This window comes from Nocardia sp. JW2, from assembly GCF_051843015.1.
In the GTDB taxonomy this organism is placed as follows: Bacteria; Actinomycetota; Actinomycetes; order Mycobacteriales; family Mycobacteriaceae; genus Nocardia; species Nocardia coubleae.
In genome coordinates this window covers 146061-169136 of sequence record NZ_JBPXLK010000002.1, presented here as the reverse complement: position 1 = coordinate 169136, position 23076 = coordinate 146061, and the positions used below count along the sequence as shown (strand labels likewise).

The window sequence follows — 23076 nt, the reverse complement described above, 5'->3', positions numbered from 1 at the left end:
TCAGAGATACAGGATCCCCCCGGCACCGAGCCGGATTCGAAACATTACTTCACCGAAAAGTCGCGAAAGACCTTCGCGATGTCACTCCGGGCGCAGAGTGAGGATGCGCGGGCCGTCCTCGGTGACGGCGACGCTGTGTTCCCAGTGAGCGGCGCGGGAACCGTCGGTGGTGACCACGGTCCAGTCGTCGTCGAGGGTTGTGGTTTCGGTGGTGCCGAGGGTGAGCATCGGCTCGATGGCCAGGACCGATCCGACGACCAGGCGCGGGCCCTTGCCCGGGGCGCCCTCGTTCGGGAGGAAGGGGTCCATGTGCATCTCGCGGCCGATGGCGTGGCCACCGTAGCCGTCGACGATGCCGTATTTGCGGCCGTGCACCTCTTCGGCGGCCCGGGTGCCGAGCTCGATCGCGTGCGACACATCGGTGAGCCGGTTGCCGGGCACCATCGCGCCGATGCCCGCCTCCATCGACCACTTGGTGGCCTCGCTGAGCAGGCGATCGGCTTCGATGATGTTGCCGACGCCGAAGGTCCAGGCGGAATCACCGTGCCAGCCGTCGAGGATGGCGCCGCAGTCGATCGACACCAGATCACCCTCGGTGAGAATCTCACTCGCTGAGGGGATCCCGTGCACCACACGGTCGTTGACCGAAGAACAGATCGAGCCGGGGAAGCCGTGGTAACCCTTGAACGACGGAACCGCGCCCGCCTCCCGGATCACCTGCTCGGCGACCTCGTCGAGCTCGAGCGTCGACACCCCGGGCTTGGCGGCGTCGCGCACGGCGACCAGCGCCCGCCCGACGATCGCGCCCGCCGCCGCCATGGCGTCGAGCTCGCCCGCCGTGCGGAACGGCACGACCTTCTTCTTCCGACCGAATGCCATTACTGGCCGAGAGCCTTCAGCGCTCGCGCGTTGACATCGTCGACCTCGCCGAGACCGTCGACGGTCACGACCAGACCGTCGTAGTACTCGAGCAGCGGCTCGGTCTCCTCGCGGTAGACCCGCAGCCGGTTGCGGATGACGTCCTCGGTGTCGTCGGCGCGGCCACGGGCGAGCATGCGCTCGACCACGGTGTCCTCGGCGACCACGAAGCACAGCACGGCGTCGAGCGCGGTGCCGTGATGCTCGAGGATCTTCTTCAGCGCGTCGGCCTGGTCGACCGTGCGCGGGTAACCATCGAGGACGAAACCGTTCGCGGCGTCCGGTTCGGCGACGCGGGCTTCGACCATGCGGTTGGTGACATCGCTGGGGACCAGGTCACCGGCGTCCATGTACTTCTGCGCCTCGCGACCGAGGGCGGTCTGCTGGCTGATGTTCGCGCGGAAGAGGTCTCCGGTGGAGATGTGCGGAACGCCCAGCTTTTCCGACAGCAGGACGGCCTGAGTACCTTTGCCGGCACCCGGCGGACCGAGCAGAACAACTCTCACTTGAGGAACCCTTCGTAATTTCGATTCATCAGCTGGCTCTCGATCTGCTTGACCGTGTCGAGACCCACGCTGACCATGATGAGCACCGCGGCACCGCCGAAGGACATGTTCGCCGACTGGCCCGTGCTGCCGCTGCCGAGGGCGATACTCGGCAGGACGGTGACCGCGCCGAGGTAGATCGAGCCGGGCAGGGTGATGCGGCTCAGAACATAATTGAGGTAGTCGGCGGTCGGCTTACCGGGGCGGTAGCCCGGAATGAAGCCACCGAACTTCTTCATCTCGTCCGCGCGTTCCTCCGGGTTGAAGGTGATCGCGACGTAGAAGTAGGTGAAGAACACGATCAAACCGAAGTAGACGGCGATGTAGACCGGGTTGGTCGGATCGACCAGATACTTCTGGATGATCTCCTGCCACCAGCTCGGGTCCGTCGCGGTGCTCGACGAGGTGAGCTGCGAAATCAGGTTGGGCAGGTAGAGCAGCGAGGACGCGAAGATCACCGGGATAACACCGGCCTGGTTGACCTTCAGCGGCAGATAGGTGGAGGAGCCGCCGTACATCTTGCGGCCGACGACGCGCTTGGCGTACTGCACCGGGATCCGGCGCTGACCCTGTTCGACGAAGACCACCGCGACGATGATCAGCAGCACACCCACACACACGAGGCTGAAGATCATGGCGCCACGGGTATCGAGGATGGCCTTGCCGTCGAGCGGGATACGCGCGGCGATACCGGCGAAGATCAGCAGCGACATGCCGTTACCGACACCGCGCTCGGTGATCTGCTCGCCGAACCACATCACCAGGGCCGCACCGGCGGTCATCACCAGCACGATGACGATCATGCCGAAGATGCCGGTGTCCTCGAGGATGTCTTCCTGGCAGCCCTGCAGCAGCTGACCGCGAGCGGCGAGCGCGACGAGACCCGTGGCCTGCAGGATCGCCAGGGCGATCGAGAGGTAGCGGGTGTACTGCGTCATCTTGGTCTGGCCTGCTTGGCCTTCCTTGCGCAACTCCTCGAAGCGCGGGATGACCACGGTCAGCAGCTGGATGATGATGCTCGCGGTGATGTACGGCATGATGCCGATCGCGAACACCGAAAGCTGCAGTAGCGCACCACCGGAGAACAGATTGATGAGCTGGTAGATACCGGCGGATTCGCCACCGGAGACCAGCTTCACGCATTCCTGGACGTTCTGATAGTTGACGCCGGGGGACGGCAGCGCGGCACCCAACCGGTACAGCACGATCAACCCCAGCGTGAAGAGAATCTTCCGCCGTAAGTCCGGAGTCCGGAAGGCCGATACGAAGGCGGAAAGCACAGATCCTCCTGGCGAACGACATGGTCATGCCATGCGACTGAACCAACACGGCGTCGTGGTGGAGACGTCAGCCGATGACGAGCTTGGCAGACAACACTTGTTGAGACTCTACAGTGACACCGGACGAGTGCTCGACTCGTCCGGTGTCGCTGTGACTACAGTACCGTCAGGCCAGTTCGGTGACGGTGCCACCGGCTGCGGTGATCTTCTCCTTGGCGGAGCCGGTCACCTTGTCGGCGGTCACCTGCACGGCGACGGAGATGTCGCCGTCACCGAGGACCTTCACCAGCTCGTTCTTGCGAACGGCGCCGGCCGCGACGAGCTCGGCCTTACCGACCGTGCCGCCCTCGGGGAACAGCTCCGCGATGCGGCCCACGTTCACAACCTGGTACTCCACGCGGAAGCGGTTGGTGAAGCCCTTCAGCTTCGGCAGGCGCATGTGCAGCGGCATCTGGCCACCCTCGAACGCCGCGGGGACGTTCTTGCGGGCCTTGGTGCCCTTGGTACCACGACCGGCGGTCTTGCCCTTGGAACCCTCACCGCGACCCACACGGGTCTTCTCGGTCTTGGAACCCGGCGCAGGACGCAGGTGGTGCAATTTGATGGTCATGTCAGACCTCCTCAACTGTTACGAGGTGGCGCACGACATTGATCAGACCGCGGTTCTGAGCGTTGTCCTCACGAACCACCGACTGGCGGATCTTCCGCAGGCCGAGGGTACGCAGGCTCGCGCGCTGGTTCGCCTTGGCACCGATCGTGCTCTTGATCTGGGTCACCTTGAGATCTGCCATGTCAGGCTCCCTGTCCCGCACGCGCACGCAGCATGCCCGCCGGAGCGACGTCCTCGATCGGCAGACCGCGACGCGCGGCAACCTCTTCGGGACGCTGGAGCATCTTGAGCGCGGCAACCGTCGCGTGAACGACGTTGATCGCATTGTCGCTACCGAGCGACTTGGCCAGAATGTCGTGAATGCCAGCGCATTCGAGCACGGCACGCGCCGCACCACCGGCGATCACACCGGTACCGGGCGAAGCCGGACGCAGCATGACCACACCGGCCGCCGCCTCACCCTGAACCGGGTGGGTGATGGTCGAGCCGATCATCGGGACGCGGAAGAAGCTCTTGCGAGCCTCCTCGACACCCTTCTGGATGGCCGCGGGAACTTCCTTGGCCTTGCCGTAGCCGACGCCGACCAGACCGTTGCCGTCACCGACGATCACGAGGGCGGTGAAGCTGAAGCGACGACCACCCTTCACGACCTTGGAGACGCGGTTGATCGCGACTACGCGCTCGAGCTGGTTCTTCTCGGCCGCGTTGTCCCGACGGTCGCCGCCGCCGCGACGATCGCCGCCACCGCGACGGTTGCCCTCGGGGCCACCGCTGGGGTTGTTGTTGTTCTGTCCGGCGGGTCCGTTGCCGCCGTCACGCCGCTGACGTCCCGGCATCAGACGTTCCTTCCGTTCGAAAATTCAGTCATCAGAACTTCAGCCCACCTTCACGAGCGGCATCGGCCAGCGCCGCGATGCGGCCGTGGTAGTCGTGACCACCACGGTCGAACACGACCGACTCGATACCGGCAGCCTTGGCGCGCTCGGCGATCAGCTGACCGACCTTGGCGCCCTTGGCGGACTTGTCGCCCTCCAGCGCACGCACATCGGCCTCGATCGAGGACGCGGCGGCGATGGTCTTGCCGACCGAATCGTCGACGAGCTGAGCGTGCAGGTGCCGCGAGGAACGGTTGACGACCAAGCGGGGACGCTCGGTGGTGCCGACGACCTTCTTGCGCAGACGGAAGTGACGGCGGGTCTTCGACAGACGACGCTTCGTCGATGCGTCCTTGCCCAGCGGAATCCGCTTGGCCTTCTGGTTAGCAGTTTGCGCCATGATCACTTACCCGTCTTTCCGACCTTGCGGCGAACGACCTCGCCGGCGTAGCGGATGCCCTTGCCCTTGTACGGGTCGGGCTTACGCAGTCCGTGGATCACAGCGGAGATCTGGCCGACCTTCTGCTTGTCGATCCCGGAAACCGAGAACTTGGTGGGCGATTCCACCGCGAAGGTGATGCCCTCCGGGGCCTCGATCGGCACCGGGTGGCTGTAGCCGAGGGCGAACTCGAGGTTCGAACCCTTGGCCTGAACGCGGTAACCGACGCCGAAGATTTCCATCTTCTTCTCGTAGCCCTTGGTGACGCCCTCGATCATGTTGGCGATCAGGGTGCGGCTCAGGCCGTGCAGCGAACGGTTGGCGCGCTCGTCGTTGGGACGGGCGACCACGAGCTGGTTGGCTTCGTCTTTGCTGACGGTGATCGGCTCGGCAACGGTGTGCGACAGGGTGCCCTTGGGACCCTTCACCGTGACGACCTGGCCGTCGATGCTGACGTCGACACCGGCCGGGATTGCGATGGGGTTTTTACCAATACGCGACATTAGTCCAGACCTCCCTTACCAGACGTAGGCGAGGACTTCGCCCCCGACGCCCTGCTTGGCCGCTTGCCGGTCGGTGAGCAGGCCGGTCGACGTGGAGATGATCGCCACGCCGAGGCCGCCGAGGACCTTGGGCAGGTTGGTGGACTTCGCGTACACACGCAGACCCGGCTTCGAGACGCGACGCAGGCCCTGCAGGCTGCGCTCACGGCTCGGGCCGTACTTCAGATCGACGACGAGGGCCTTGCCCACCGGCGCGTCTTCGGTGCGGTAATCGGCGATGTAACCCTCACGCTTCAGGATCTCGGCGATGTTCGCCTTGAGCTTGGAGTGCGGAGCCTTCACCTGATCGTGGTACGCCGAGTTGGCGTTGCGCAGACGCGTCAAGAAGTCTGCGATCGGATCAGTCATGGTCATGGTTAGACCTCGACACCTTTCTCGCTGCGGTTCCCATGCAGCATCTCCCCGCTTTCGCGAGGCGACCGTGGGCCTACAACAATTCGGCTGGTCCGGGCGGCACTTACCGACCGGATGAGTACTCTTCACGAGCGCTCGGCGCCCGGCACGATCCGCCCACGTCGAGCGTGGAGCGGACACAGATCTGCCCAGGCAACCGCTCTAGTGTAGGCAACGCCGTGGTCAGGACAAAATCCGGGGTCAGGGCGCGGGCTCGGTCGACCGCGAGGTGGCCAGGATCGCCGATGCCGAGACGCCGGTGGCCACGATCAGCATCATCTCACCACCGACCAGCATGCTCATCACGCCACCGAGCAGCGCGCCCGTCGCGAAGGCCGCGTACTGCAGGCCGTAGCCGAGCCAATCCCGCACGCTGCCGCCGCTGACGTGGCTCTCGATGCCCTGGCCCAGTTTCACGACCGTCCCGGTGACGTAGCTGAGCGGGACGCTGACCTCTCCGTTCTTCACGAACGCGGTGTTGAGCGCGCCGACCGCGAACGCGACGAACATGATCGGGACGAAACCCAGTTCCTGCCCGCCGGTTCGGCTCACCACATAGTCGACCACCACCGCGGCGGCCAGCGCGACCGTGGTCACCACCGAGGCGCCGTAGTGGCCGTTGCGCCACAGCCGCCGCCGCAGCAGCGAGGCCACGAACACGCCGAGACCGAAGGCGAACAGCAGCGATATCGCCCCGACGGCCAGCAGATAGTCGCCGTCGAACCAGCCGAGGAGCGCGCGTTCGGTATTTCCGGTCATGAATGTCACGAAGTATCCGGCGGAATGCGTATAGGCTGCTGCGCCGATAAATCCCGCCAATATCGAAAGAAACGCCACCATTGTCATCGCGCCTGCCGGTATACCCCGCAGCGGCTGACGGTTGCCCAGGTCACGTGCTCTTTTCACTGTGGTCGCAGTCACAATCCCACATCCTTCGCATCGAATCGAATCGGGGATCGACTTTGACCCTTCCCGCTGTCGTGACAACCCCGACGGTAGCGAGAAGTGGAATTGCCGGCCATTGCTCGGATCACATTCTCGGAGAAGACACAGGATTATCAGGTTCCGGTAATACACAGGTAACCCGGTAATTCCCGATGAATTCTGTGTGACTTTTATGAATCCAACGCACTACCCGGTGTGGCGTCGAAACAGGTTCGGCGACAACCGATTTCCCCAGGTGGGCGGTGTGGTAGCTTCACGGAGTTCGTCGGATCTGTGCAGGAGGCTCGGCAGGTGTTTTCGCGCTCGGTGCGCCGTGGAACCCGCCGAGGCGGTTTCTACGCGCTGGCTGTTCTGCTCGGTGTCGGCACATTCGCGTTTCCCTCCCCCGCTCGCGCCGCCGACGCCTATGTCGACCGGCTCGCCGAATCCGCGGCGACTCCCGAATTGAGCTGGTCGGACTGCGACGACGGTTTCCAGTGCGCGTTGGCACGGGTGCCCCTGAATTACAACGAACCGGCGGGTGCGCAGCTGGAGCTGGCCACCATCCGGCTTCCCGCGAGCGATCCGAGCAGGCGCCTCGGCACTTTGTTCGTGAACTTCGGCGGTCCTGGCCCCTCGGGCGTCGACCGGTTACGGGAACGGGCGCGCTGGCCGTGGCTGTTCTCCGAGGAACTTCGCGCGCGCTTCGACCTGGTGTCGTGGGACCCGCGCGGGGTCTCGCGCAGCGCGGGCGTGCACTGTTTCGCCACTGCCGAGGAACAGGCCGAATATCTCGGCACTTTCCCCGGTACCCCCACCGACGCGGGTCAGGAAGCGGAGTTCTTCGCGCGTTCGGCCGATCTCGCCGCGCGCTGCGGTCAGGCGGCGGGCCCGATCCTGAATCACGCGTCCACCGCCAATACCGCCCGTGACCTGGAGCTGCTGCGCCGCGCGGTCGGTGACAGCGCGATGACCTATCACGGCATCTCCTACGGCACGCAGGTCGGCGCGGTCTACGCGAACATGTTTCCGCGCCGGGTGCGCGCGATGGTGTTCGACGGTTCGCTCGACTTCGAGGGCAATGCCGACGGGCACGGCGCGGAGGGCACCCATCTTCCGCTCGATACCAGACAGGGTGTCGCGGTCGGTATCGCCGAGACCTTCGACGCGTTCCTGCGCGAATGCTCGGCGGCGGGACCGCGCTGCGCGTTCTCGGCGGGCGATCCGAAGCTGAAGTGGCTCACGCTGGCCGAACGGGCCCGCCACGCCCCCATCGTGCTCGACGGAACACCGTGGACGTTCTCCCAGGTGGTGACCGCCGCGGGCAGCCTGTCGCGCCCCGACACCTACGCCGATCTGGCGACCTTGCTGCAGCGACTGTTCGACGCGGCGACCAGCGCCCCCGCCCTCGTCCCCGATTCGCTGTTCGACCCCGCCTACCCCGCCAACCGGGCCGAAGCGTTCTACGCCATCCAGTGCGCCGACAGCATGGTCCCCACCGAACCCGCGGCCTACAACCGCGTCGCCGCCGTCGAAGACCTGCACAATCCCTACTTCGGCCGCACCGCCGTCTTCAACGCCATGCCCTGCGCGTTCTGGCCCGCCCGCGACGCCGACCGCTACACCGGCCCATGGAACCGGCAGACCGCCGCCCCCATCCTGGTCATGAACAGCCGCTACGACCCCGCGACCCCACTGCACGGCGCCTACGCCGGCGCCGCCCAACTGGCCACCGCCCGGGTCCTGGTAATCGAAGGCGCCGGCCACAGCAGCATGTACGTCCCGAGCACTTGCGCCGAACAAGCCAAACGCGACTACTTGTTCACCGGCCAGCTTCCACCCGAAAACCTGCACTGCGGCATCGACCACTCCCCTTTCGGCTAGATGGAGTCGTCGAGCGACAGCATCTCGACACAACACTCCGGCCCCGAAACGCGCGAAGGCACGGACTTCGGTGGGAAGTCCGTGCCTTCGTACGGTATTCGCCTAGGTGGCTGCGCTCACGCGGAGCGCGAGGTCACCAGGAGCTCTTGTGCACGCCCGGGAGCTCACCGCGGTGGGCCATTTCGCGCAGGCACACGCGGCACAGGCCGAACTTGCGGTAGACCGCGTGGGGGCGGCCGCAACGCTGGCAGCGGGTGTAGGCGCGGACGGCGAACTTCGGCTTGGCCTCCGCCTTGATGCGCAGTGCTTTCTTAGCCATGTGCTCAGTTCTCCTTGAACGGGAAGCCGAGGTGCTTCAGCAGCGCGCGGCCTTCTTCGTTGTTGGTCGCCGTGGTCACCACGGTGATGTCCATACCGCGCGGGCGGTCGATGGAATCCACGTCGATCTCGTGGAACATCGACTGCTCGCTCAGGCCGAACGTGTAGTTGCCGTTGCCGTCGAACTGCTTCGGCGACAGGCCGCGGAAGTCGCGGATACGGGGCAGCGCGATGGAGACCAGACGGTCCAGGAACTCCCACATGCGGTCGCCACGAAGGGTGACCTTGGCGCCGATCGGCATGCCCTCACGGAGCTTGAACTGCGCGATCGACTTGGTGGCCTTGCGGATCTCCGGCTTCTGGCCGGTGATCAGCTCGAGGTCCTTGACGGCACCGTTGATCAGCTTCGCGTCACGGGCGGCGTCGCCGACACCCATGTTGACGACGACCTTGACCACGCCGGGGATCTGCATCACGTTGGCGTACTCGAACTCGCTGTTCAGCGCGTCCTTGATCTCGGCGCGGTAGCGCGCCTTCAGCCGGGGCTGAGTCTGCTCAGAGGTGGTCATGTCAGATGTCCTTCCCGTTCTTACGGGAGATCCGAACCCGCTTGCCGGTGGTTTCGTCGGTGCGGTAGCCGACGCGAGTCGGGTTTCCGTCGGAGTCGACGACCATCACGTTGGAAACCTGGATGGGGGCTTCCTGGGTCACGATGCCACCCGAGGAGGCGCCACGCTGGTTGGCGGAATCCGCGACGTGCTTCTTGATGCGGTTCACGCCTTCGACGAGAACCTTGCCGGTCGCCGGGTAGGCCTGGATGACCTTGCCCTTGGCGCCCTTGTCCTTGCCCGAGATGACGAGCACGGTGTCACCCTTGTGCACCTTCATGTCAGAGCACCTCCGGGGCCAGCGAAACGATCTTCATGAAACGCTTGTCGCGCAGCTCACGGCCGACGGGGCCGAAGATGCGGGTGCCGCGCGGATCGTTGTCCGCCTTGATCAGCACAGCGGCGTTCTCGTCGAACTTGATGTAGGAACCGTCCGGACGGCGGCGCTCCTTGACGGTGCGCACGACGACAGCCTTGACGACGTCGCCCTTCTTGACGTTCGCGCCGGGGATGGCGTCCTTGACGGTGGCGACGATGATGTCACCGATACCGGCATAGCGACGCGACGAGCCACCGAGCACGCGGATGCAAAGGATTTCCTTCGCCCCGGTGTTGTCGGCGACGCGCAGTCGCGACTCCTGCTGAATCACTTCAGCACCTCCTGGACCTGGATGTATACGTACGCCGGATTGCCGACCCGACGCACATGGTCAGTTGCCAACCAGACGCGCGCCTGCCAGCGGTTTTGTCCACCACTGGGGGTTCACGGCCGGATTGCGAGGGCAGAGCTCCCGCAGGCAACCGGTCTAGTGTAGGTGAATCCCCAGGTCGACCCAAATCGGGGGTCGTCGGCCTAATTTGAAGCGAATATGTTTCAAACTGCCGTGCGCGCGTGTGCCCCGTTGTTACGGTCCCCCTGCTCGTCGCGGGGACGAGCCGACGAGGAGCCACCATGAAACTCACCCTTGCCTGCACCGCCTTCGCCGCCGTCCTCACGGTGCTCGCGCCGCAGGCCGCCGCCGGGCCCGTCATCGACATGCTCACCGACACCCTCACGGTCGGTTGCACCTCGAAGATCGACGTCGTCGGCCTCGACGACTACGTCGGCGCCCAGGTCGACTTCGTCGCCAACGGCAAGTTCTTCGCCAGCGACACCGTCGACCTCGAGGTCACCGTCGGCGGCGTCACCGTCGCCAAGGCCACCGCGTTCTACCACGTGGAATCCGAGGTCGAGGTGCAGTTGACGGCGCTGCTGCACGCCACCGGCATGCCACTGGTCTCCAAGCGCGTGCCGACGGTCATGCGAATCATCAACGCGGGCAGTGGTTTGGCCTGTGACCTGGCGACCGGCAGCGCGGGCAGCTCTTCCTGATCGCCGCAGCCCCCGAGACGGCAGCCGCGCCGGTAGCCTGTGCGAGCTGGATCGCAACGAGCATGGGTGCGGTTGCCGCATCGGGGAAGGAAGTCCTGTGACACAGTCCGGCCGTCCGTCGGTTGTCGACCGCCGCGCATTCCTGGCCGCCATGGGGTTGGTGCCGGTGGCCGTCGCCCTGGCATCGTGCTCGTCCGATGCGCCCGCGGTGCAGTTGAACGGGGTGGATCTGAGCGGGGGCGATCCGGCTATCCGCCCGCAGGACGACCTGTACCGCCACGTCAACGGCGCCTGGCTGCGTGACTACCAGCTGCCGCCGGACAAGGCCTCGGTCGGCGCGATCACCGACGCCAACGACCGGACCCTCGATCAGCTGCGCGCGATCATCGAATCCATTTCCGATCCCGAGCCGGGTTCTGAGGCGCAGCAGATCAAGGATCTCTACGACGCGCGCCTGGATCTCGACGAGATCGAACGCCTCGGCATCACGCCGCTTTCCGGGTTGTTCGCCGCAATCGACAAAGCCCCGGGCAAGCCGGAGCTGGCCAAGGAGATGGCGATCGCACCGATCGCCGGCCTGATCGGGATGGGCATCGGCATCGACCGGAAGAACTCCAAGGCTTATATCCCCAGCGTCGGCCAGTCGGGCCTGATGCTCGGCGAGCAGTACTACCGCAAGCCGGAGTTCGCCGAGCAGCTGGCGGGCTACCAGGTGTACCTGGAGAAACTGGCGCAGGGCATCGGCCTGCCCGACCCCGCCGGGGTGGCTCAGCGCGTGCTCGACCTGGAGAAGCGCATCGCCGCCGCGCATTGGGACAGCGTGCGGCTGCGCGACACCGACGCCACCTACAACCTGATGAGCTGGGACGAGCTCACCAAGCTCGGACCGCAGTTCGACTGGGATCCCTGGCTTTCGGGCATGACCGACCGGCCCAAGTCGCTGTTCGACAAGATGGTCGTCGGGCAGCCGTCGTTCGTCACCGCGGCCGCGCAGCTGTGGAGCGAGGTGGACATCGCCCTGTGGCGCGACTACCTCAAGCTGCACGTCGCCGACACCTACGCGCGGTTCCTGCCCAAGGCGATCGCCGACGCGCGCTTCGAATTCGTGGGGCGGGTGATGGCCGGACTGGAGGAGAAGCCGGAGATGTGGCGCTCCGCCGTGGGCGTGGTCGACGACAATCTGGGCGAGCCGCTCGGAAAGCTGTACGTGGACAAGCACTTTCCGCCCTCGGCGAAGGAACGCGCCAAGGAGATGGTCGCCGATGTCACCGCCGCGTGGCGCGACAACTTCACCAATTCCACCTGGATGTCGCAGGCCACCCGGCAGGCCTCGATCGCCAAACTGGACAAGATCGTCGCGCAGATCGGCTACCCCGACAAGTGGGTCGACTACTCCTCGGTGGAGGTCAAGCGTGGCAAGCTGATCGAATCCCTGCTCGCGATCAACGCTTTCGAGTCCAAGCGCGCGTTCGCCCGGCTCGGCACCGAGGTCGACCGCTCGGAGTGGGGCATGTCGCCGCAGACGGTGAATGCCTACTACAGCGCGACGACCAACCAGATCGTCTTCCCCGCCGCCTACCTGCAGCCGCCGTTCTTCGACAAGGACGCCACCGACGCGGTGAACTACGGCGCGGTCGGCTCGACGATCAGCCACGAGATCGGCCACGGCTTCGACGATCAGGGCTCCAAATACGACGGTGACGGCAACCGCCGCGACTGGTGGCAGCCGGAGGATCGCGCCGCGTTCGACGCCAAGACCCAGCAGATCATCGCGCAGTACGACGTACTCGTCCCCGAGGGCGCACCGGAGGGTCAGCACGTGAACGGCGCGCTGACCGTCGGTGAGAACCTGGCCGACCTGCGCGGCCTGCAGATCGCGCTGGAGGCGTACAAGAAGGTGGCGCAGCGGTCCGGCGAGACGCCCGATTTCCGCTCGGTGTTCCTGTCGTGGGCGCGGCAGTGGCGCGACAAGCAGACCGTCGAGGCGACTCTGCAGGGTCTGCAGGACACGCACTCCCCCAACGAATTCCGCTGCAACCAGGTGGTGCGCAATATCAACGAGTTCTACACGACCTTCGATGTGAAGGAAGGCGACAAGCTGTTCATGCCCGCCGACCAGCGCGTCGCCCTGTAGACGGGGCTTGCACCCTCCCGATTCGCCGTAGGTTAGCCTAGGCTGACCTAAACCTGCTCGATGGAGGATGCGCTCATGACGTCAGTTCGGACTTCACGCGGCTGGCGGCGCGCCGCGGTGGCCGCGCTCGCCGGTGCGCTCGCCTTCGGTGTCGTCGCCTGTGGTTCCACCGAGGACGAGGCGGGCTCGGGCGAAGCGGTGACCATCACCCACGCCCGCGGCGAGACCACCGTCACCGGGACGCCGAAAAAGATTGTCGCCCTCGGCAATCAGTGGCTCGATTCCACGCTGGCGCTCGGCGTGGTGCCCGTCGGCTACATCGACAATGTCTCCGCGCTGTCCAAGAGCACCCCGCCGTGGACGCCCGACAGCCTGAAGTCCGCGACCGCGCTCAACACTCAGGGCAGTGTCGCCGAGCAGGTCGCCGCGCTGGAACCCGATCTCATCCTGGCCGACCCGTTCATCGCCGATCAGAAGACCTACGACGACCTGTCGAAGGTGGCGCCGACCATTCCCGCGCTCACCAAGGACGCCGTCACGCCGTGGCAGGACCAGGTCACGGCCCTCGGCAAGGTGCTGCACAAGGAGTCCGACGCGACCGCGACGATCAAGAAGGTCGACGACAAGATCGCCGCGATCACCACCGCCAACCCGGGTCTGAAGGGCAAGACCTTCGCCAGCACCTGGCTGGCCAGCCCCGCCCAGCTGATGGTGCTCACCGATCCCAACGACGGTTCGGCCAAGGTGTTCACCCAGCTCGGCATGTCGATCCCGGCGAACCTCACCGCGCAGCCCGCCAACCAGGGCCGGCTGGCGCTGTCGCCGGAGCGCGTCGACGAGCTCACCGCCGATCTGCTGCTGGCCGGCTACTCCCCCGGTCTCGACGAGAAGTACCGCCAGCTGCCGGGTTACGCGGACCTGCCGTCGGTGCGCAAGGGTTCGGTGGTGTTCCTGACCACGCAGGAGATCAGCGCGATCAACCAGCCGAGCGCCCTGTCGGTGCCCTACATGCTCGACAAACTCGAACCCGCGTTCGCCGCCGCCGCGAAATAAGCTCCACCCACAACTCGAGGATTCACCGTGCTTGCCTCCCCGTATCCCGCCCAGACTCGGTTCGCCCTCCGCGCAGGTGTCACCTGTTTGACCACGCCGGCCGGTGCGGTGCTGCTCAATCCGCCGCGCAACGAGAAGCTGACCGGGCTGGGCGCGGGGGCACTGCAGGCACTGAAAACCCTGAACCAGGGCCCGGCGACGGCCGCCGAGATGGCGACCGCGGCCGCCGGTGACGACATCACCGGCCTGATGCGCAAGCTCACCGACGGCGGCTGGCTCGCGGTGACCGTGCGCGACGGCGGCCGCGATCTCTACAGCATCCGCCCGTTCGCCCAGCCCGCGCCCCGGCCCGAGGTCGCGCTGCCGACCTGGTCGGCCACGCTGTCCAAGTTCGCCGTGCTGCACCGCGACGCACAGGGTTTCGTACTCGAGCATCCGCGCTCGTGGTGCGATCTGCGCATTCACGATCCGCGCCTGCTCGCCCTGCTCGACGGTCCGCTCGCCGCCGACTCGCCGGTAGCCGCCGCGGTGAAGACGCAGTTCATGGCGGATCTGCAGTGGTGCGGGTTCCTCGTCGACGGTGACGAGGAGGAGCACGAGTTCACCACCCGCTCCTGGAACGCGCCCGACCTGTGGTTCCACCGGCGCAGCACGCTCGGCGCCCGCACGGTCACCTGGGACGATTTCGGGCCGACCCGCTGGGCCGAGGGCAAGTTCCCCGAATTGCCCGCTCGCCGGGCCCCTTTCGCCGGTGACCCGATCTTCCTCCCCAAGCCTGATCTGGTCGCGCTTCGTGTCGGCGACCCGAGCCTGTCGGCCGCCCTCGAGGACCGCGTCTCCACCCGCGCCTTCGACGACAGCGCCCCCGTCACCGCCGCCCAGCTGGGCGAACTGCTCTTCCGCAGCGCCCGCACCCGCGAGGACGGCTCCCGCCCCTACCCCTCCGGCGGCGGCGCCTACGAGCTCGAGGTCTACCCCGTGGTGCGCAATGTGGCAGGCCTGGAAAGCGGGCTGTACCACTACGATTCGGTCGACCACGCCCTGCGTCACGTGGCCCCCTTCGACTCCCCCGCCGTCCAGAAACTGGTGAAGTCCACCTCGGCCACCCTGGCCGGTGGCGCGGAACCCCAAGTGGTCCTGCTGGTTTCGGCCCGCGCGGGCCGGGTGATGTGGAGCTACGAACAGGTCGCCTACGCCAACATCCTCAAGCACGTCGGCGTCTTCATGCAGACCGTCTACCTCTCGGCCACCGCCATGAACCTCGGCGTAGTCGCCCAGGGCTTCTCCGACACCTCCGCCTTCGCCACCGCCACCGGCATCGACGAACTCGAGGAGTGCAACGTCGGCAGCATCATCGTCGGCTCGCGTGCCCGCTGAGAAAGTTCGTATGAGAGCTACGTCACAAGATGCAACCCGCGGCGCGGGGAGTGCGTCCAACCAATCGACGTGCTTTCTAGCGGAGCGAGGGTTTCATGAACGACGACTGGTCGGCGCCGACTCGTGCGGAGAACAACGCCCTGCGTGCGCAGATCGATTCGATGCTCGAGATGTTCGCGTCGGAGAAGTCGGCGCTGCTCGGAATGCAGGCGCGTGCGGCCGAACTGGTGAGCGTGTGGTCCGAGGACGGACTGGTGCGCGCTTCGGGAAACATCGCCGGGGTGTCCGAGGTGCACATCGAGCCCGACGCCTTCAAACGGTCCACCCCTGAATCCCTCGGCCGCTCCGTCACCGAAGCCCTCGGCGAGCTCGCCCGGCAGACCGCCCGTACCCAGGAAGAGGCACTGAGCCCGATCTCGGCAGCCATGCCCGACCTGTCCGACCTGGTTCCCGGCGCACCGAGCATCAAAGAACTGATGGCCCAGCTCGCCCCACCCCCACCACCCACGCCGGAACCGGTGGCCGAAGCGCCGCGCAGTCTCGTCGACGATGAAGACGACGAGGACGGCTACTTCCGCAACCGCAACTACCTGCGATGAGTTCGCTGAATGTCGACCCCGACGGCCTGCGCAACACCCAACCGGCCTTCACGTCGGTCGCCTCGACCATCACGACAGCGGCGCAGCAGCTGGCCGCGGTGATCGCGGCCGAAGGTGAATGCTGGGGTGGAGACGAGATCGGCCCTGTCTTCGTTCTACGGTGTCCCCCAGGTATCGGCCCCGCGGTGGCCGGACGCCCTTCCTGACGGCACCCGGGACAACCGCAACGGTGAAGTAGGCGGAACCGCGCGCGGCCACATGGCTCAGCGAAGCGTCGCTCCACTTCGGGGCTGTGCCGATTCCGGTCGCAGTTCCAAGCTCTACACGATCACGCCCGTGATGGTTGCGGGATCGGTGGCGCTGCACTTCTTTCCTGTCGACGCCAATGGAGGAATGCACCATGCGGGAACAAGTTCTCACTCTGGAACGGGCCCGACAAATGCTGGCCAAGGTCTTCGGCCCGAATCGGGAGTTCCGGGTGGTGGAGTCCGAACACGGCTGGGTGGGTCGTGGGATCTTGACGGCGGAAGAGACGTCGCAGGGGATGGGACTCGGGCAGGGGAACTACGTCCTGAACAAACACACCGGGGTGATCACGGCGCATCGGAGCCTGCCGCCGGACCTGATCGGGGAGGAGTTCGACCAGGCGATCGAAACGGGCCAACCGGTGCAGGGAAGCCGGGTATATCCCCCGCTCCACCGGATCCATCTACTGAAGACCTTCGAGGACCCACAAACGGTCCAGTATCAGGTCCACGTGACGGAGCTGGAGCAACCGAACAATCCGCCGACGACGGAACTGATCACGATCGACAAGGAAACCCTGCACTTCCAGCCGAGCGGTGGACCGCTGTCGCAGGCCGCGGCGTGGGCCGAGATGCTCAGCAGAACAACGGGATCCTGGCCGACCGACGAAACGATCGACCGGTAGCGAATATGATCGCGGAATCCCAGGCCAGAGAAATTGTCGAGGCCTTCCTCGAGTCCGAAGAATTCAGTCTCAGGGAATTCGATTTCGGCTGGCGCATCGTACTGAATCTCCAGAGTCGCGGCTCAACACCGCTTGTAGTGGAACGGGAAACAGGAGAGTTACGACAGTTCCCTTCCTCCATGCCTCCGATGCGGGCCGAGACCCGGTATGCAGACGTCAGGCACCTTGGCCAGCCCGGATAGACGGGATCCTATGCGCCGAACCACGAGCGCAGCCGGACCTTTCGGCATTTCCCTCGGTTTGCGGAAACTGAACTCTGGGTGTTCGGCACCATCGGTGTCACCGACGCTCGGGCCGAACGGGCCAAGCGGTTCACCACTGCGGGCGACGCGCTCTGGACCGACCGCCGCCCCCTCGGTTGCCTGGCCAGTTCCGGTCGGGTGAAGAAGGGGGAACCGGATGGCGGTGGGGTGCGTCTAAGTTTGTAGCGGTGGGATTCGGCCGTGGGCGATCAGGTAGGAGTGCTGTGCGTAGCGTTGGGGTGATGCGGGCCGTGGTGTGTGGTGCGGTCGGGGCGGCGGTGCTTGCCGGGTGTGGGGAGAGTACTGAGGGGGCGGCCGGGCCTACTACGACCGTGCGGGATCCGGACACGATCGAGGTGTTCAACCCGTGCCGGGGGGCGTTGTCGGATGAGGTGCTCACGGAGGTCGGCCTCGATCCGTCCACGTTCCACGTGACAGTCGATCCGCCCTCAGGTGTCTCAGCATGGCGCATCTGTAGCTGGCGGCCGCTCGACGACAGATACGGGTCGGGCAAGCGCGATATCGGGGTCTTCTCGACCAGTCATACGCTCGAGGACGCCCGAAAGAAGGCTGGGGTGACCGTCATCCGCGACACCACGATCAACGCCCGCGCAGGCCTTGTTTCGAAGGAGAACAGCACTCCTGACATCTGCTACGTTTCGTTTGCGGCAGAGCAAGGGATGTTCGAGGTCACAGCCGCGTGGCTGAGCACCGAAGGGCCACGAGGCGGCGATCTGTGCCGAATGGCGGAGCAATACGCGACGGCACTCGAACCACATCTGCCGAAGTAATCGACCCGGGGGAAGCACGATGACACAGGATCACGCCACGTACTGGCGGAACATGAAGCAGCAGGCCATCAGCGGAGAGTTCAAACTCGATGCAGACCTCGGCCAGGCGCTGGCCGCCGTGGTCGACCAGTACATCAGCGACCTAGAAGTGCAGAAGCTCGATGCGGGCAAGCTGAACCGCCTGACCGGCTGGGGCAGCCTCCCCTCCGCCGACGCCATCCGCGGCAAATACGAGAACAAAGCAGTAGCAGGCGGCTCACACGACCCCGACGACTCCGCCGTGAAACGCCTGGATCAGCACATCGCCATCGCCCGCGACCAGCGCGACACCTTCCTCGCCGCCATCGGCAAGCTGCAGGCTGTCGATCAGCAGTCCGCGGGCGCGATCGGCAATGCGGGGGCGAATATCTGATGGGGTTCTGGGATCCCCTCGAGTCGATCGGCATGGGTGTCTTCCACGTCGGCACGCTCGGAATCTTCAAGGTGATCGACAACCATGACCGGTCCGATAACGCCGACGAACAACGGCGTGCCCTCGATGACCAGGGCAAGCTGGCGTGGGAGGGCGACCGCACCATCATCGGCGACGAGTGGGCGCGGTTGCGTGCGGGCACGGATGTCACCATGCAGGAGGCCGCGGTGAAGGAACCCGAGCCGTTCAGCGCCTGGCCGCATCAGCGGATCTGGGAGGCCTTGCAGGGCAAGGACGGTCAGGGCGGGGTCGATGCCGGGCAGATCAACGCGACGGCCGACGGTTGGCGTCGGCTCACCACCGGCACCGAAACCGCTGTCAACAACTACCGCACCAACTTCGAACGGGTCTTGACCGAAAAGTGGTCCGGTGCTTCGGGTTCTGCGGCGATCGAGGCGGTGAAGAGTTACACCACCGAGGCCGCCAAACTGCCGACCACCTTCCAGATGGTCGCCAACGGTATCGACTACATGGAAGGCCTTCTAGGACAAGCGAAAATCGCCATTCCGAAACCGGAAGAGGTGAGCGCTTTCGACGGGTTCGTCGGCCATATCCCGGGCAACGGTGTGGTCAAGGCCGCTCAGCATCGGGCGAACGAAGCGGAGGCGGACGCTCGGCTGTTCATGATCGGCACCTATCAGCCGGGTGCGCTCACCGTCGACCAGCAAACTCCGGTGCTACCCCTCCCCCGGAACAATGTCACGGATCCGGGCGGCGGAGTGCCGGGTGACGGTTCGCCGGGAGATACGAACGGGGGCAACAACACCGACGACGGTGGCGGCGCGTCGACGAATCCTGCTGGTACGCCCGAGAATCCATCTGCCGAGACACCGCAGACGGCCGCTCCCGGTGACGATCAAGAGGACGACAACACAGACGACGACTCGACCAGCCCGGCAAGCACCGAGTCACCGGCCACAACGCCTGCTACGACGCCGACGACGACACCGGCCACACCCGGCGACAGCAAACTCGGGACTCCCGGCGCGGGGTCTCCCGGCTCAGGATCGCCGGGATCGGGATCGCCCGGCTCAGGCGTGCCCGGTGGTGCCGGAGTACCGGCCGCGGGACGCTCCGTCGCAGGCACACCCGGAGCCGCAGGGGCGCAGAACTCCGGCGCTCGCGCGGGGGCCTCGGCGGCGGGTGCGCGCGGTATGAGCGGGATGCCCGGCATGATGGGCGGCGGTGGAAGGGGCGGTGGGCGCGACGACGAGAACGAGCACACCACTCCGGACTACCTCATCCATGATCGCGAGCACGAACTCATCGGGCAGCTGCCACCGACGCTGCCGCCGGGCGGGGTGATCGGCGCATGAGCCGACCCCAAGCACCGACCCTTGATCACACCTGGGTGCTCGATCCACATGCCTTCGCCATCGGGCTGGAAGCGCACGGTCGGGACCGGATGCCGTACCCGCTGACCTATCGGCCCGAGTTCGCCGAGACCATGGAAATTCACCAGCAGCGGCGGGAAGCTGCCGGGCACAGGTTGGCCCAGGTGTACGACGCGGTCCTGGACAGGGTGTTCCGGGCCGTTCTCGAGCCCGAGGTCCGGGTGGAGATCCAGGGCTTACACGGACCGGGTCAGGCCGAGGTCGTGCGCGTTTATGCGGGCATCGTGGAGGATCACGCGGCGTTGGCCGTTCAGGCCTCGGGGCCGACGCGCGAGCAAGGCGGCGACATCACGCTCTCCGTTGTCCCGCTGGCCGACCTGGCAGCGGCGATCGTCGCGAAACTGCCACGCCTGCACGGTGGTTCGACACAGCGTTTCGAGGGCAGGCGCAGCGATCTAGAGACGGCGACCTTCGCTCGCCACCCCACCCGCCTGTCCCCGGTCGAGCACACGCAACGCTTCTTCCGGCGGCCCCGAATCGGCACGGGCGAGATCACCGTTTTCCCTGGGTTCCAGGTCGATTCCCGGCCCACTTCCGACGGCAAGGCGTTCCTCTGGCTCGACTACCCCGACGACGGCCGCTACCTCCTGCAACACCACGACACCGACAATTTCACGGTGATCCCCGGCCCACCCGCCGAGTTGGAGCATCGCCTCTCCAGGCACATAGCCATCTTCACCGATCGCAGATGAACCTTTACCGTCGATCGGATTCGACGCGGCGGGTGTAGCCGTGGGGCCTGCGCGTGTCAGGCAGCGGGAGTGCCGTCCCAGGTGACGAGTTTCCAGCCCTTCGCGGGACTGCCCTTGACGATTACGCGGCCGGTGTTGCGGATGGGGTCGGACTGGAGTTTGGTCATGTCGGGGTTGCTGACGGTCATGAGGGTCCAGACCATGATGGAGCCGCCGTGGGAGAAGATCGTGGCGCGCTTGTTGCCGCGGTCCTGGATGTCCTGGATCGAGTCGTCCATGCGCTTTTTGAATTCGTGGCCGTTGATCGAGCCGGGGATGCGGGCGTCGAGGTTGCCCTGCATCCACTGGACCGGTGCGGCGAAGTAGTTCGCCATCGCGTCCTTCTCGGGTGTGCCTTCGTAGATTCCGGCTTCGATTTCGTGGAAGCCCTCCTCGACGACAACGGGGCGGTCGCACAGTTCCGAAGTGGGCAGCGCGGTCTGCTGTGTCCGCACCATTGTCGAGGCGTAGACACCGTCGAACTTGCAGTCGGCCAGGCGCAGCGCGGCCGCGGCGGCTTGCTCCCAGCCTTTGTCGGTGAGGTCGGGGCCTGGGATGGATGTGTCGATCAGGCCTGATGCGTTGCCGGCCGATTCGGCGTGGCGGACGAAGGTGAGGGTCATTTCACCTGTCTGCGGTGCGGCGGCCGCACTACCGCCGCCGGCTGTGATGACGGCAACCGCGGCGATGACCACGGACAGACGTGACGCGATCTGGGGCATAGGGACTCCTCGAGTAACCGGTGTGGGCCCACGCTGGTGCATGAATGCGACCCGTTCCGGGACGGTAGGTTCGCACCCGACCGGTCGCCACGTCGTCTCCCGATGAACGGCACGTTATCTACTTTTCGCGAGGACCCGGTAGACGAAGACGATCTGCCAGAGGCCGATGAACAGTGTCGGGAGGCGTTCGTAGAAACCGGCCGCCGATTGGGCACCGGCCGGTGTCGATTCCACGGCGGCGAAGAAGGCTCCGACCGCTGCTAGCGAGAACACGGCGGTGGCGACGGAGAAGGCCGACCACATGCGGGCGTCGCGGGACACGGCGGTGAGGGCCGCCACGGGAAAGGCCGTGAACACGACGAGGGCGCCGAGGTTGTGGATGCTGCCGGTCGCGGTGACGACCGTGGGGGCTCCTTCGGGGAAACCGAGCACCGGGTCCGTGGGGAAAAATCCGATGCCTATCAGCCCGGCGGCGGCGACCAGCAGGGCGAGGTACCCGGCGGTGCGCAGGGACGCGGTGCGGCGGAGCCCTTCGGCGAAGAGCACCGTCAGGATGCCGTAGAGGACGAAGTTGCTGTTCTGGATCCAGCCGTGGGGGGCGAGGCTGAGGGCGCTGATGGTGTCGTGGGAGGAGTCGTAGCCGGCCTGGAGTGCGCCGTTGATCAGGTAGCCGAGGACGAAGACGGCCGGACCGAAGGCGCCCGCCACCAGCAGATGTGTACTGCGTATGCTCACAAATACAAAGTACACATTTTGTGCGTACTAAGTACACATCAGGAGTGGAACAGGCGTGACTTCTCTCTGGGAACGGCTCACAGAAGGCGACCGGAACGCCGGTAAACCCTTGTCCGCCAGGCGAATTGCCGAGACCGCGGTGGCGGTGGCCGACGTCGACGGGCTCGACGCCATCACGATGCGCCGGCTCGCCACGGAGCTCGGGGTGGCGCCGATGGCTGCCTACCGGCATGTGGCGAGCAAGGACGAGGTGCTGGAACTGATGGTCGACCTCGTCTACGGCGAGGTCGAATACGCGGCCGGCGACGGCTGGCGCGCGACGCTGCGTGAGCTTGCGACGGCTCTTCAGGCGCTGATCCTGCGGCACCCCTGGCTCACCCGGCTCACCGCACCGGAGCTCGTCTACGAACTCACACCCAACCGCATGGCTCTGACCGAGCACGCCTTGACCGCGCTCCACGACGACCTCGGTCTCGACCTCGACACGGCGATGGCGGCCGCGCGAACGGTTTTCGCGTATGTGCAGGGTGCGACCGGCGCCGAGATCGGCCTACGCGCGCTCATGGACGATCGCGGCTGGACCACCGGCGCGCAGGCACGCACCGGTCTGTCCACCCAGATGACCTGGCTGCTAGGCACCGGTCGCTATCCGACCTTCCAGCGCTATGTGCACGAGGCACGGCGCAAGGACGACCTGCGCTGGCAGTTCGACACCGGCCTCGAGCAGGTGCTCAACGGCATCGAAGCGCGTCGGTGACCTACTTCCCGCGCAGTCCGAAGGGGTTGCCGTCGGGGTCGGCCAGCGTGCAGATGCGGAGGTCGGGGGCAACTGTCTGCGGGCCCGATTTCTCGGTGGCTCCTGCGGCGAGCAGGGCGTTTCGGGTGGCGTCGAGGTCGTCGACGTCGGTCATCGCGACCGGTCCGGTGGCGCGGTCGCCCTGGGGGTTGAGACTGATCTCGAAGCCGTTGACGTTGTAACCGACGTAGTAGGGCTGGTCGGTGTGGGGTTGGCCGTAGAGGGCCGTATAGACCTTTTTGGCGGCTTCCAGGTCGGAGACGGGAATGACGACGGCGCCGATGGCGGGACTCATGGTGCTTCCTTCCGA

The 23076-nt window shown here is 66.0% G+C and carries 30 protein-coding genes; 13 read left to right on the top strand and 17 right to left on the bottom strand.

Going from position 1 to position 23076, the window contains the following annotated elements; all coding sequences use genetic code 11:
- Positions 1–81 precede the first annotated feature (81 nt).
- From map to ACSVDM_RS03870, 10 genes are all read right to left on the bottom strand, one after another.
- Entirely contained in the window at positions 82–879 is a 798-nt protein-coding gene (map, locus tag ACSVDM_RS03915; RefSeq protein ID WP_067491062.1) for a type I methionyl aminopeptidase, read from the bottom strand.
- Positions 879–1424: an adenylate kinase gene (locus ACSVDM_RS03910; RefSeq protein ID WP_067491064.1), complete on the bottom strand. Its 546-nt coding sequence runs from the start codon at positions 1422–1424 to the stop codon at positions 879–881. The genes map and ACSVDM_RS03910 overlap by 1 nt, the downstream gene beginning before the upstream one ends.
- Positions 1421–2743 (bottom strand): preprotein translocase subunit SecY, encoded by a 1323-nt coding sequence (secY, locus tag ACSVDM_RS03905; protein WP_067491066.1) that lies wholly within the window; start codon positions 2741–2743, stop codon positions 1421–1423. The genes ACSVDM_RS03910 and secY overlap by 4 nt, the downstream gene beginning before the upstream one ends.
- A 166-nt stretch (positions 2744–2909) precedes the next feature.
- Complete coding sequence (gene rplO / locus ACSVDM_RS03900) at positions 2910–3353, bottom strand: 50S ribosomal protein L15 (RefSeq protein ID WP_067491068.1); 444 nt, start codon at positions 3351–3353, stop codon at positions 2910–2912.
- A gap of 1 nt (position 3354) precedes the next feature.
- Entirely contained in the window at positions 3355–3534 is a 180-nt protein-coding gene (gene rpmD, locus ACSVDM_RS03895) for a 50S ribosomal protein L30 (RefSeq protein ID WP_067491217.1), read from the bottom strand.
- A gap of 1 nt (position 3535) precedes the next feature.
- A complete protein-coding gene (gene rpsE, locus ACSVDM_RS03890) occupies positions 3536–4189 on the bottom strand; it encodes a 30S ribosomal protein S5 (protein WP_067491070.1) in 654 nt (217 codons plus the stop codon).
- Positions 4190–4220: 31 nt separating this feature from the next.
- A complete protein-coding gene (rplR, locus tag ACSVDM_RS03885) occupies positions 4221–4628 on the bottom strand; it encodes a 50S ribosomal protein L18 (RefSeq protein WP_067491072.1) in 408 nt (135 codons plus the stop codon).
- Between the two features lie 2 nt (positions 4629–4630).
- Positions 4631–5170 carry a 50S ribosomal protein L6 gene (gene rplF, locus ACSVDM_RS03880; protein WP_067491075.1) on the bottom strand — a complete coding sequence of 180 codons (540 nt, stop codon included), beginning with the start codon at positions 5168–5170 and terminating at the stop codon, positions 4631–4633.
- 15 nt (positions 5171–5185) lie between these two features.
- Positions 5186–5584: a 30S ribosomal protein S8 gene (gene rpsH, locus ACSVDM_RS03875; RefSeq protein WP_067491077.1), complete on the bottom strand. Its 399-nt coding sequence runs from the start codon at positions 5582–5584 to the stop codon at positions 5186–5188.
- A 240-nt stretch (positions 5585–5824) separates the two neighbouring features.
- A complete protein-coding gene (locus tag ACSVDM_RS03870) occupies positions 5825–6469 on the bottom strand; it encodes a YoaK family protein (protein WP_067641123.1) in 645 nt (214 codons plus the stop codon).
- A 390-nt stretch (positions 6470–6859) separates the two neighbouring features.
- On the opposite strand from ACSVDM_RS03870, the gene ACSVDM_RS03865 reads away from it, so the two are divergent.
- Positions 6860–8431: an alpha/beta hydrolase gene (locus ACSVDM_RS03865; RefSeq protein ID WP_439262849.1), complete on the top strand. Its 1572-nt coding sequence runs from the start codon at positions 6860–6862 to the stop codon at positions 8429–8431.
- A 133-nt stretch (positions 8432–8564) separates the two neighbouring features.
- Here the strand turns inward: ACSVDM_RS03865 and ACSVDM_RS03860 are convergent, their stop codons facing one another.
- The 4 genes from ACSVDM_RS03860 to rplN are packed head-to-tail and all read right to left on the bottom strand — an operon-like array spanning position 8565 to position 10007.
- Positions 8565–8750 (bottom strand): type Z 30S ribosomal protein S14, encoded by a 186-nt coding sequence (locus tag ACSVDM_RS03860; RefSeq protein ID WP_040731429.1) that lies wholly within the window; start codon positions 8748–8750, stop codon positions 8565–8567.
- A gap of 4 nt (positions 8751–8754) precedes the next feature.
- Positions 8755–9318 (bottom strand): 50S ribosomal protein L5, encoded by a 564-nt coding sequence (rplE, locus tag ACSVDM_RS03855; protein WP_067491083.1) that lies wholly within the window; start codon positions 9316–9318, stop codon positions 8755–8757.
- Between the two features lies 1 nt (position 9319).
- Positions 9320–9637, bottom strand: coding sequence for a 50S ribosomal protein L24 (rplX, locus tag ACSVDM_RS03850; RefSeq protein ID WP_067491085.1), 318 nt, complete (start codon positions 9635–9637; stop codon positions 9320–9322).
- A gap of 1 nt (position 9638) precedes the next feature.
- The gene (gene rplN / locus ACSVDM_RS03845; protein ID WP_019045060.1) at positions 9639–10007 is read right to left on the bottom strand and encodes a 50S ribosomal protein L14; all 369 of its coding nucleotides are present in this window, start codon (positions 10005–10007) and stop codon (positions 9639–9641) included.
- Positions 10008–10309: 302 nt separating this feature from the next.
- Here rplN and ACSVDM_RS03840 point away from each other — a divergent pair, with 302 nt between their 5' ends.
- The 11 genes from ACSVDM_RS03840 to ACSVDM_RS03790 all read left to right on the top strand — a co-directional run bounded on the left by ACSVDM_RS03840 (position 10310) and on the right by ACSVDM_RS03790 (position 20474).
- Complete coding sequence (locus ACSVDM_RS03840) at positions 10310–10729, top strand: hypothetical protein (RefSeq protein ID WP_439262846.1); 420 nt, start codon at positions 10310–10312, stop codon at positions 10727–10729.
- Between the two features lie 97 nt (positions 10730–10826).
- A complete protein-coding gene (locus ACSVDM_RS03835) occupies positions 10827–12863 on the top strand; it encodes a M13 family metallopeptidase (RefSeq protein WP_439262844.1) in 2037 nt (678 codons plus the stop codon).
- Between the two features lie 75 nt (positions 12864–12938).
- Positions 12939–13916 (top strand): ABC transporter substrate-binding protein, encoded by a 978-nt coding sequence (locus tag ACSVDM_RS03830; RefSeq protein WP_439262842.1) that lies wholly within the window; start codon positions 12939–12941, stop codon positions 13914–13916.
- A gap of 27 nt (positions 13917–13943) precedes the next feature.
- The gene (locus ACSVDM_RS03825) at positions 13944–15293 is read left to right on the top strand and encodes a SagB family peptide dehydrogenase (RefSeq protein ID WP_439262840.1); all 1350 of its coding nucleotides are present in this window, start codon (positions 13944–13946) and stop codon (positions 15291–15293) included.
- A gap of 95 nt (positions 15294–15388) precedes the next feature.
- On the top strand, positions 15389–15892 hold the full coding sequence (locus tag ACSVDM_RS03820; protein ID WP_439262838.1) for a YbaB/EbfC family nucleoid-associated protein: 504 nt from the start codon (positions 15389–15391) through the stop codon (positions 15890–15892).
- Complete coding sequence (locus ACSVDM_RS03815) at positions 15889–16098, top strand: WXG100 family type VII secretion target (protein ID WP_439262836.1); 210 nt, start codon at positions 15889–15891, stop codon at positions 16096–16098. Before ACSVDM_RS03820 ends, ACSVDM_RS03815 begins: the two co-directional genes overlap by 4 nt.
- A 272-nt stretch (positions 16099–16370) precedes the next feature.
- Positions 16371–16823, top strand: coding sequence for a hypothetical protein (locus ACSVDM_RS03810; protein WP_439262834.1), 453 nt, complete (start codon positions 16371–16373; stop codon positions 16821–16823).
- 544 nt (positions 16824–17367) lie between these two features.
- Positions 17368–17916 carry a DUF3558 domain-containing protein gene (locus ACSVDM_RS03805; protein WP_439262832.1) on the top strand — a complete coding sequence of 183 codons (549 nt, stop codon included), beginning with the start codon at positions 17368–17370 and terminating at the stop codon, positions 17914–17916.
- A gap of 19 nt (positions 17917–17935) precedes the next feature.
- Positions 17936–18328 (top strand): hypothetical protein, encoded by a 393-nt coding sequence (locus tag ACSVDM_RS03800; protein ID WP_439262830.1) that lies wholly within the window; start codon positions 17936–17938, stop codon positions 18326–18328.
- The gene (locus ACSVDM_RS03795) at positions 18328–19704 is read left to right on the top strand and encodes a PPE domain-containing protein (RefSeq protein WP_439262828.1); all 1377 of its coding nucleotides are present in this window, start codon (positions 18328–18330) and stop codon (positions 19702–19704) included. The genes ACSVDM_RS03800 and ACSVDM_RS03795 overlap by 1 nt, the downstream gene beginning before the upstream one ends.
- Complete coding sequence (locus ACSVDM_RS03790; RefSeq protein WP_439262826.1) at positions 19701–20474, top strand: ESX secretion-associated protein EspG; 774 nt, start codon at positions 19701–19703, stop codon at positions 20472–20474. Before ACSVDM_RS03795 ends, ACSVDM_RS03790 begins: the two co-directional genes overlap by 4 nt.
- A gap of 56 nt (positions 20475–20530) precedes the next feature.
- Here ACSVDM_RS03790 and ACSVDM_RS03785 read toward each other — a convergent pair whose 3' ends face one another.
- Positions 20531–21235, bottom strand: coding sequence for a histidine phosphatase family protein (locus ACSVDM_RS03785; protein ID WP_439262824.1), 705 nt, complete (start codon positions 21233–21235; stop codon positions 20531–20533).
- 114 nt (positions 21236–21349) lie between these two features.
- Positions 21350–21970: a DUF998 domain-containing protein gene (locus ACSVDM_RS03780; RefSeq protein WP_439262822.1), complete on the bottom strand. Its 621-nt coding sequence runs from the start codon at positions 21968–21970 to the stop codon at positions 21350–21352.
- A 55-nt stretch (positions 21971–22025) separates the two neighbouring features.
- On the opposite strand from ACSVDM_RS03780, the gene ACSVDM_RS03775 reads away from it, so the two are divergent.
- Positions 22026–22727, top strand: a complete 702-nt coding sequence (locus ACSVDM_RS03775) for a TetR/AcrR family transcriptional regulator (protein ID WP_439262820.1) — start codon at positions 22026–22028, stop codon at positions 22725–22727.
- A gap of 1 nt (position 22728) precedes the next feature.
- Here the strand turns inward: ACSVDM_RS03775 and ACSVDM_RS03770 are convergent, their stop codons facing one another.
- A complete protein-coding gene (locus ACSVDM_RS03770; protein ID WP_067491115.1) occupies positions 22729–23061 on the bottom strand; it encodes a VOC family protein in 333 nt (110 codons plus the stop codon).
- Between the last annotated feature and the right edge of the window lie 15 nt (positions 23062–23076).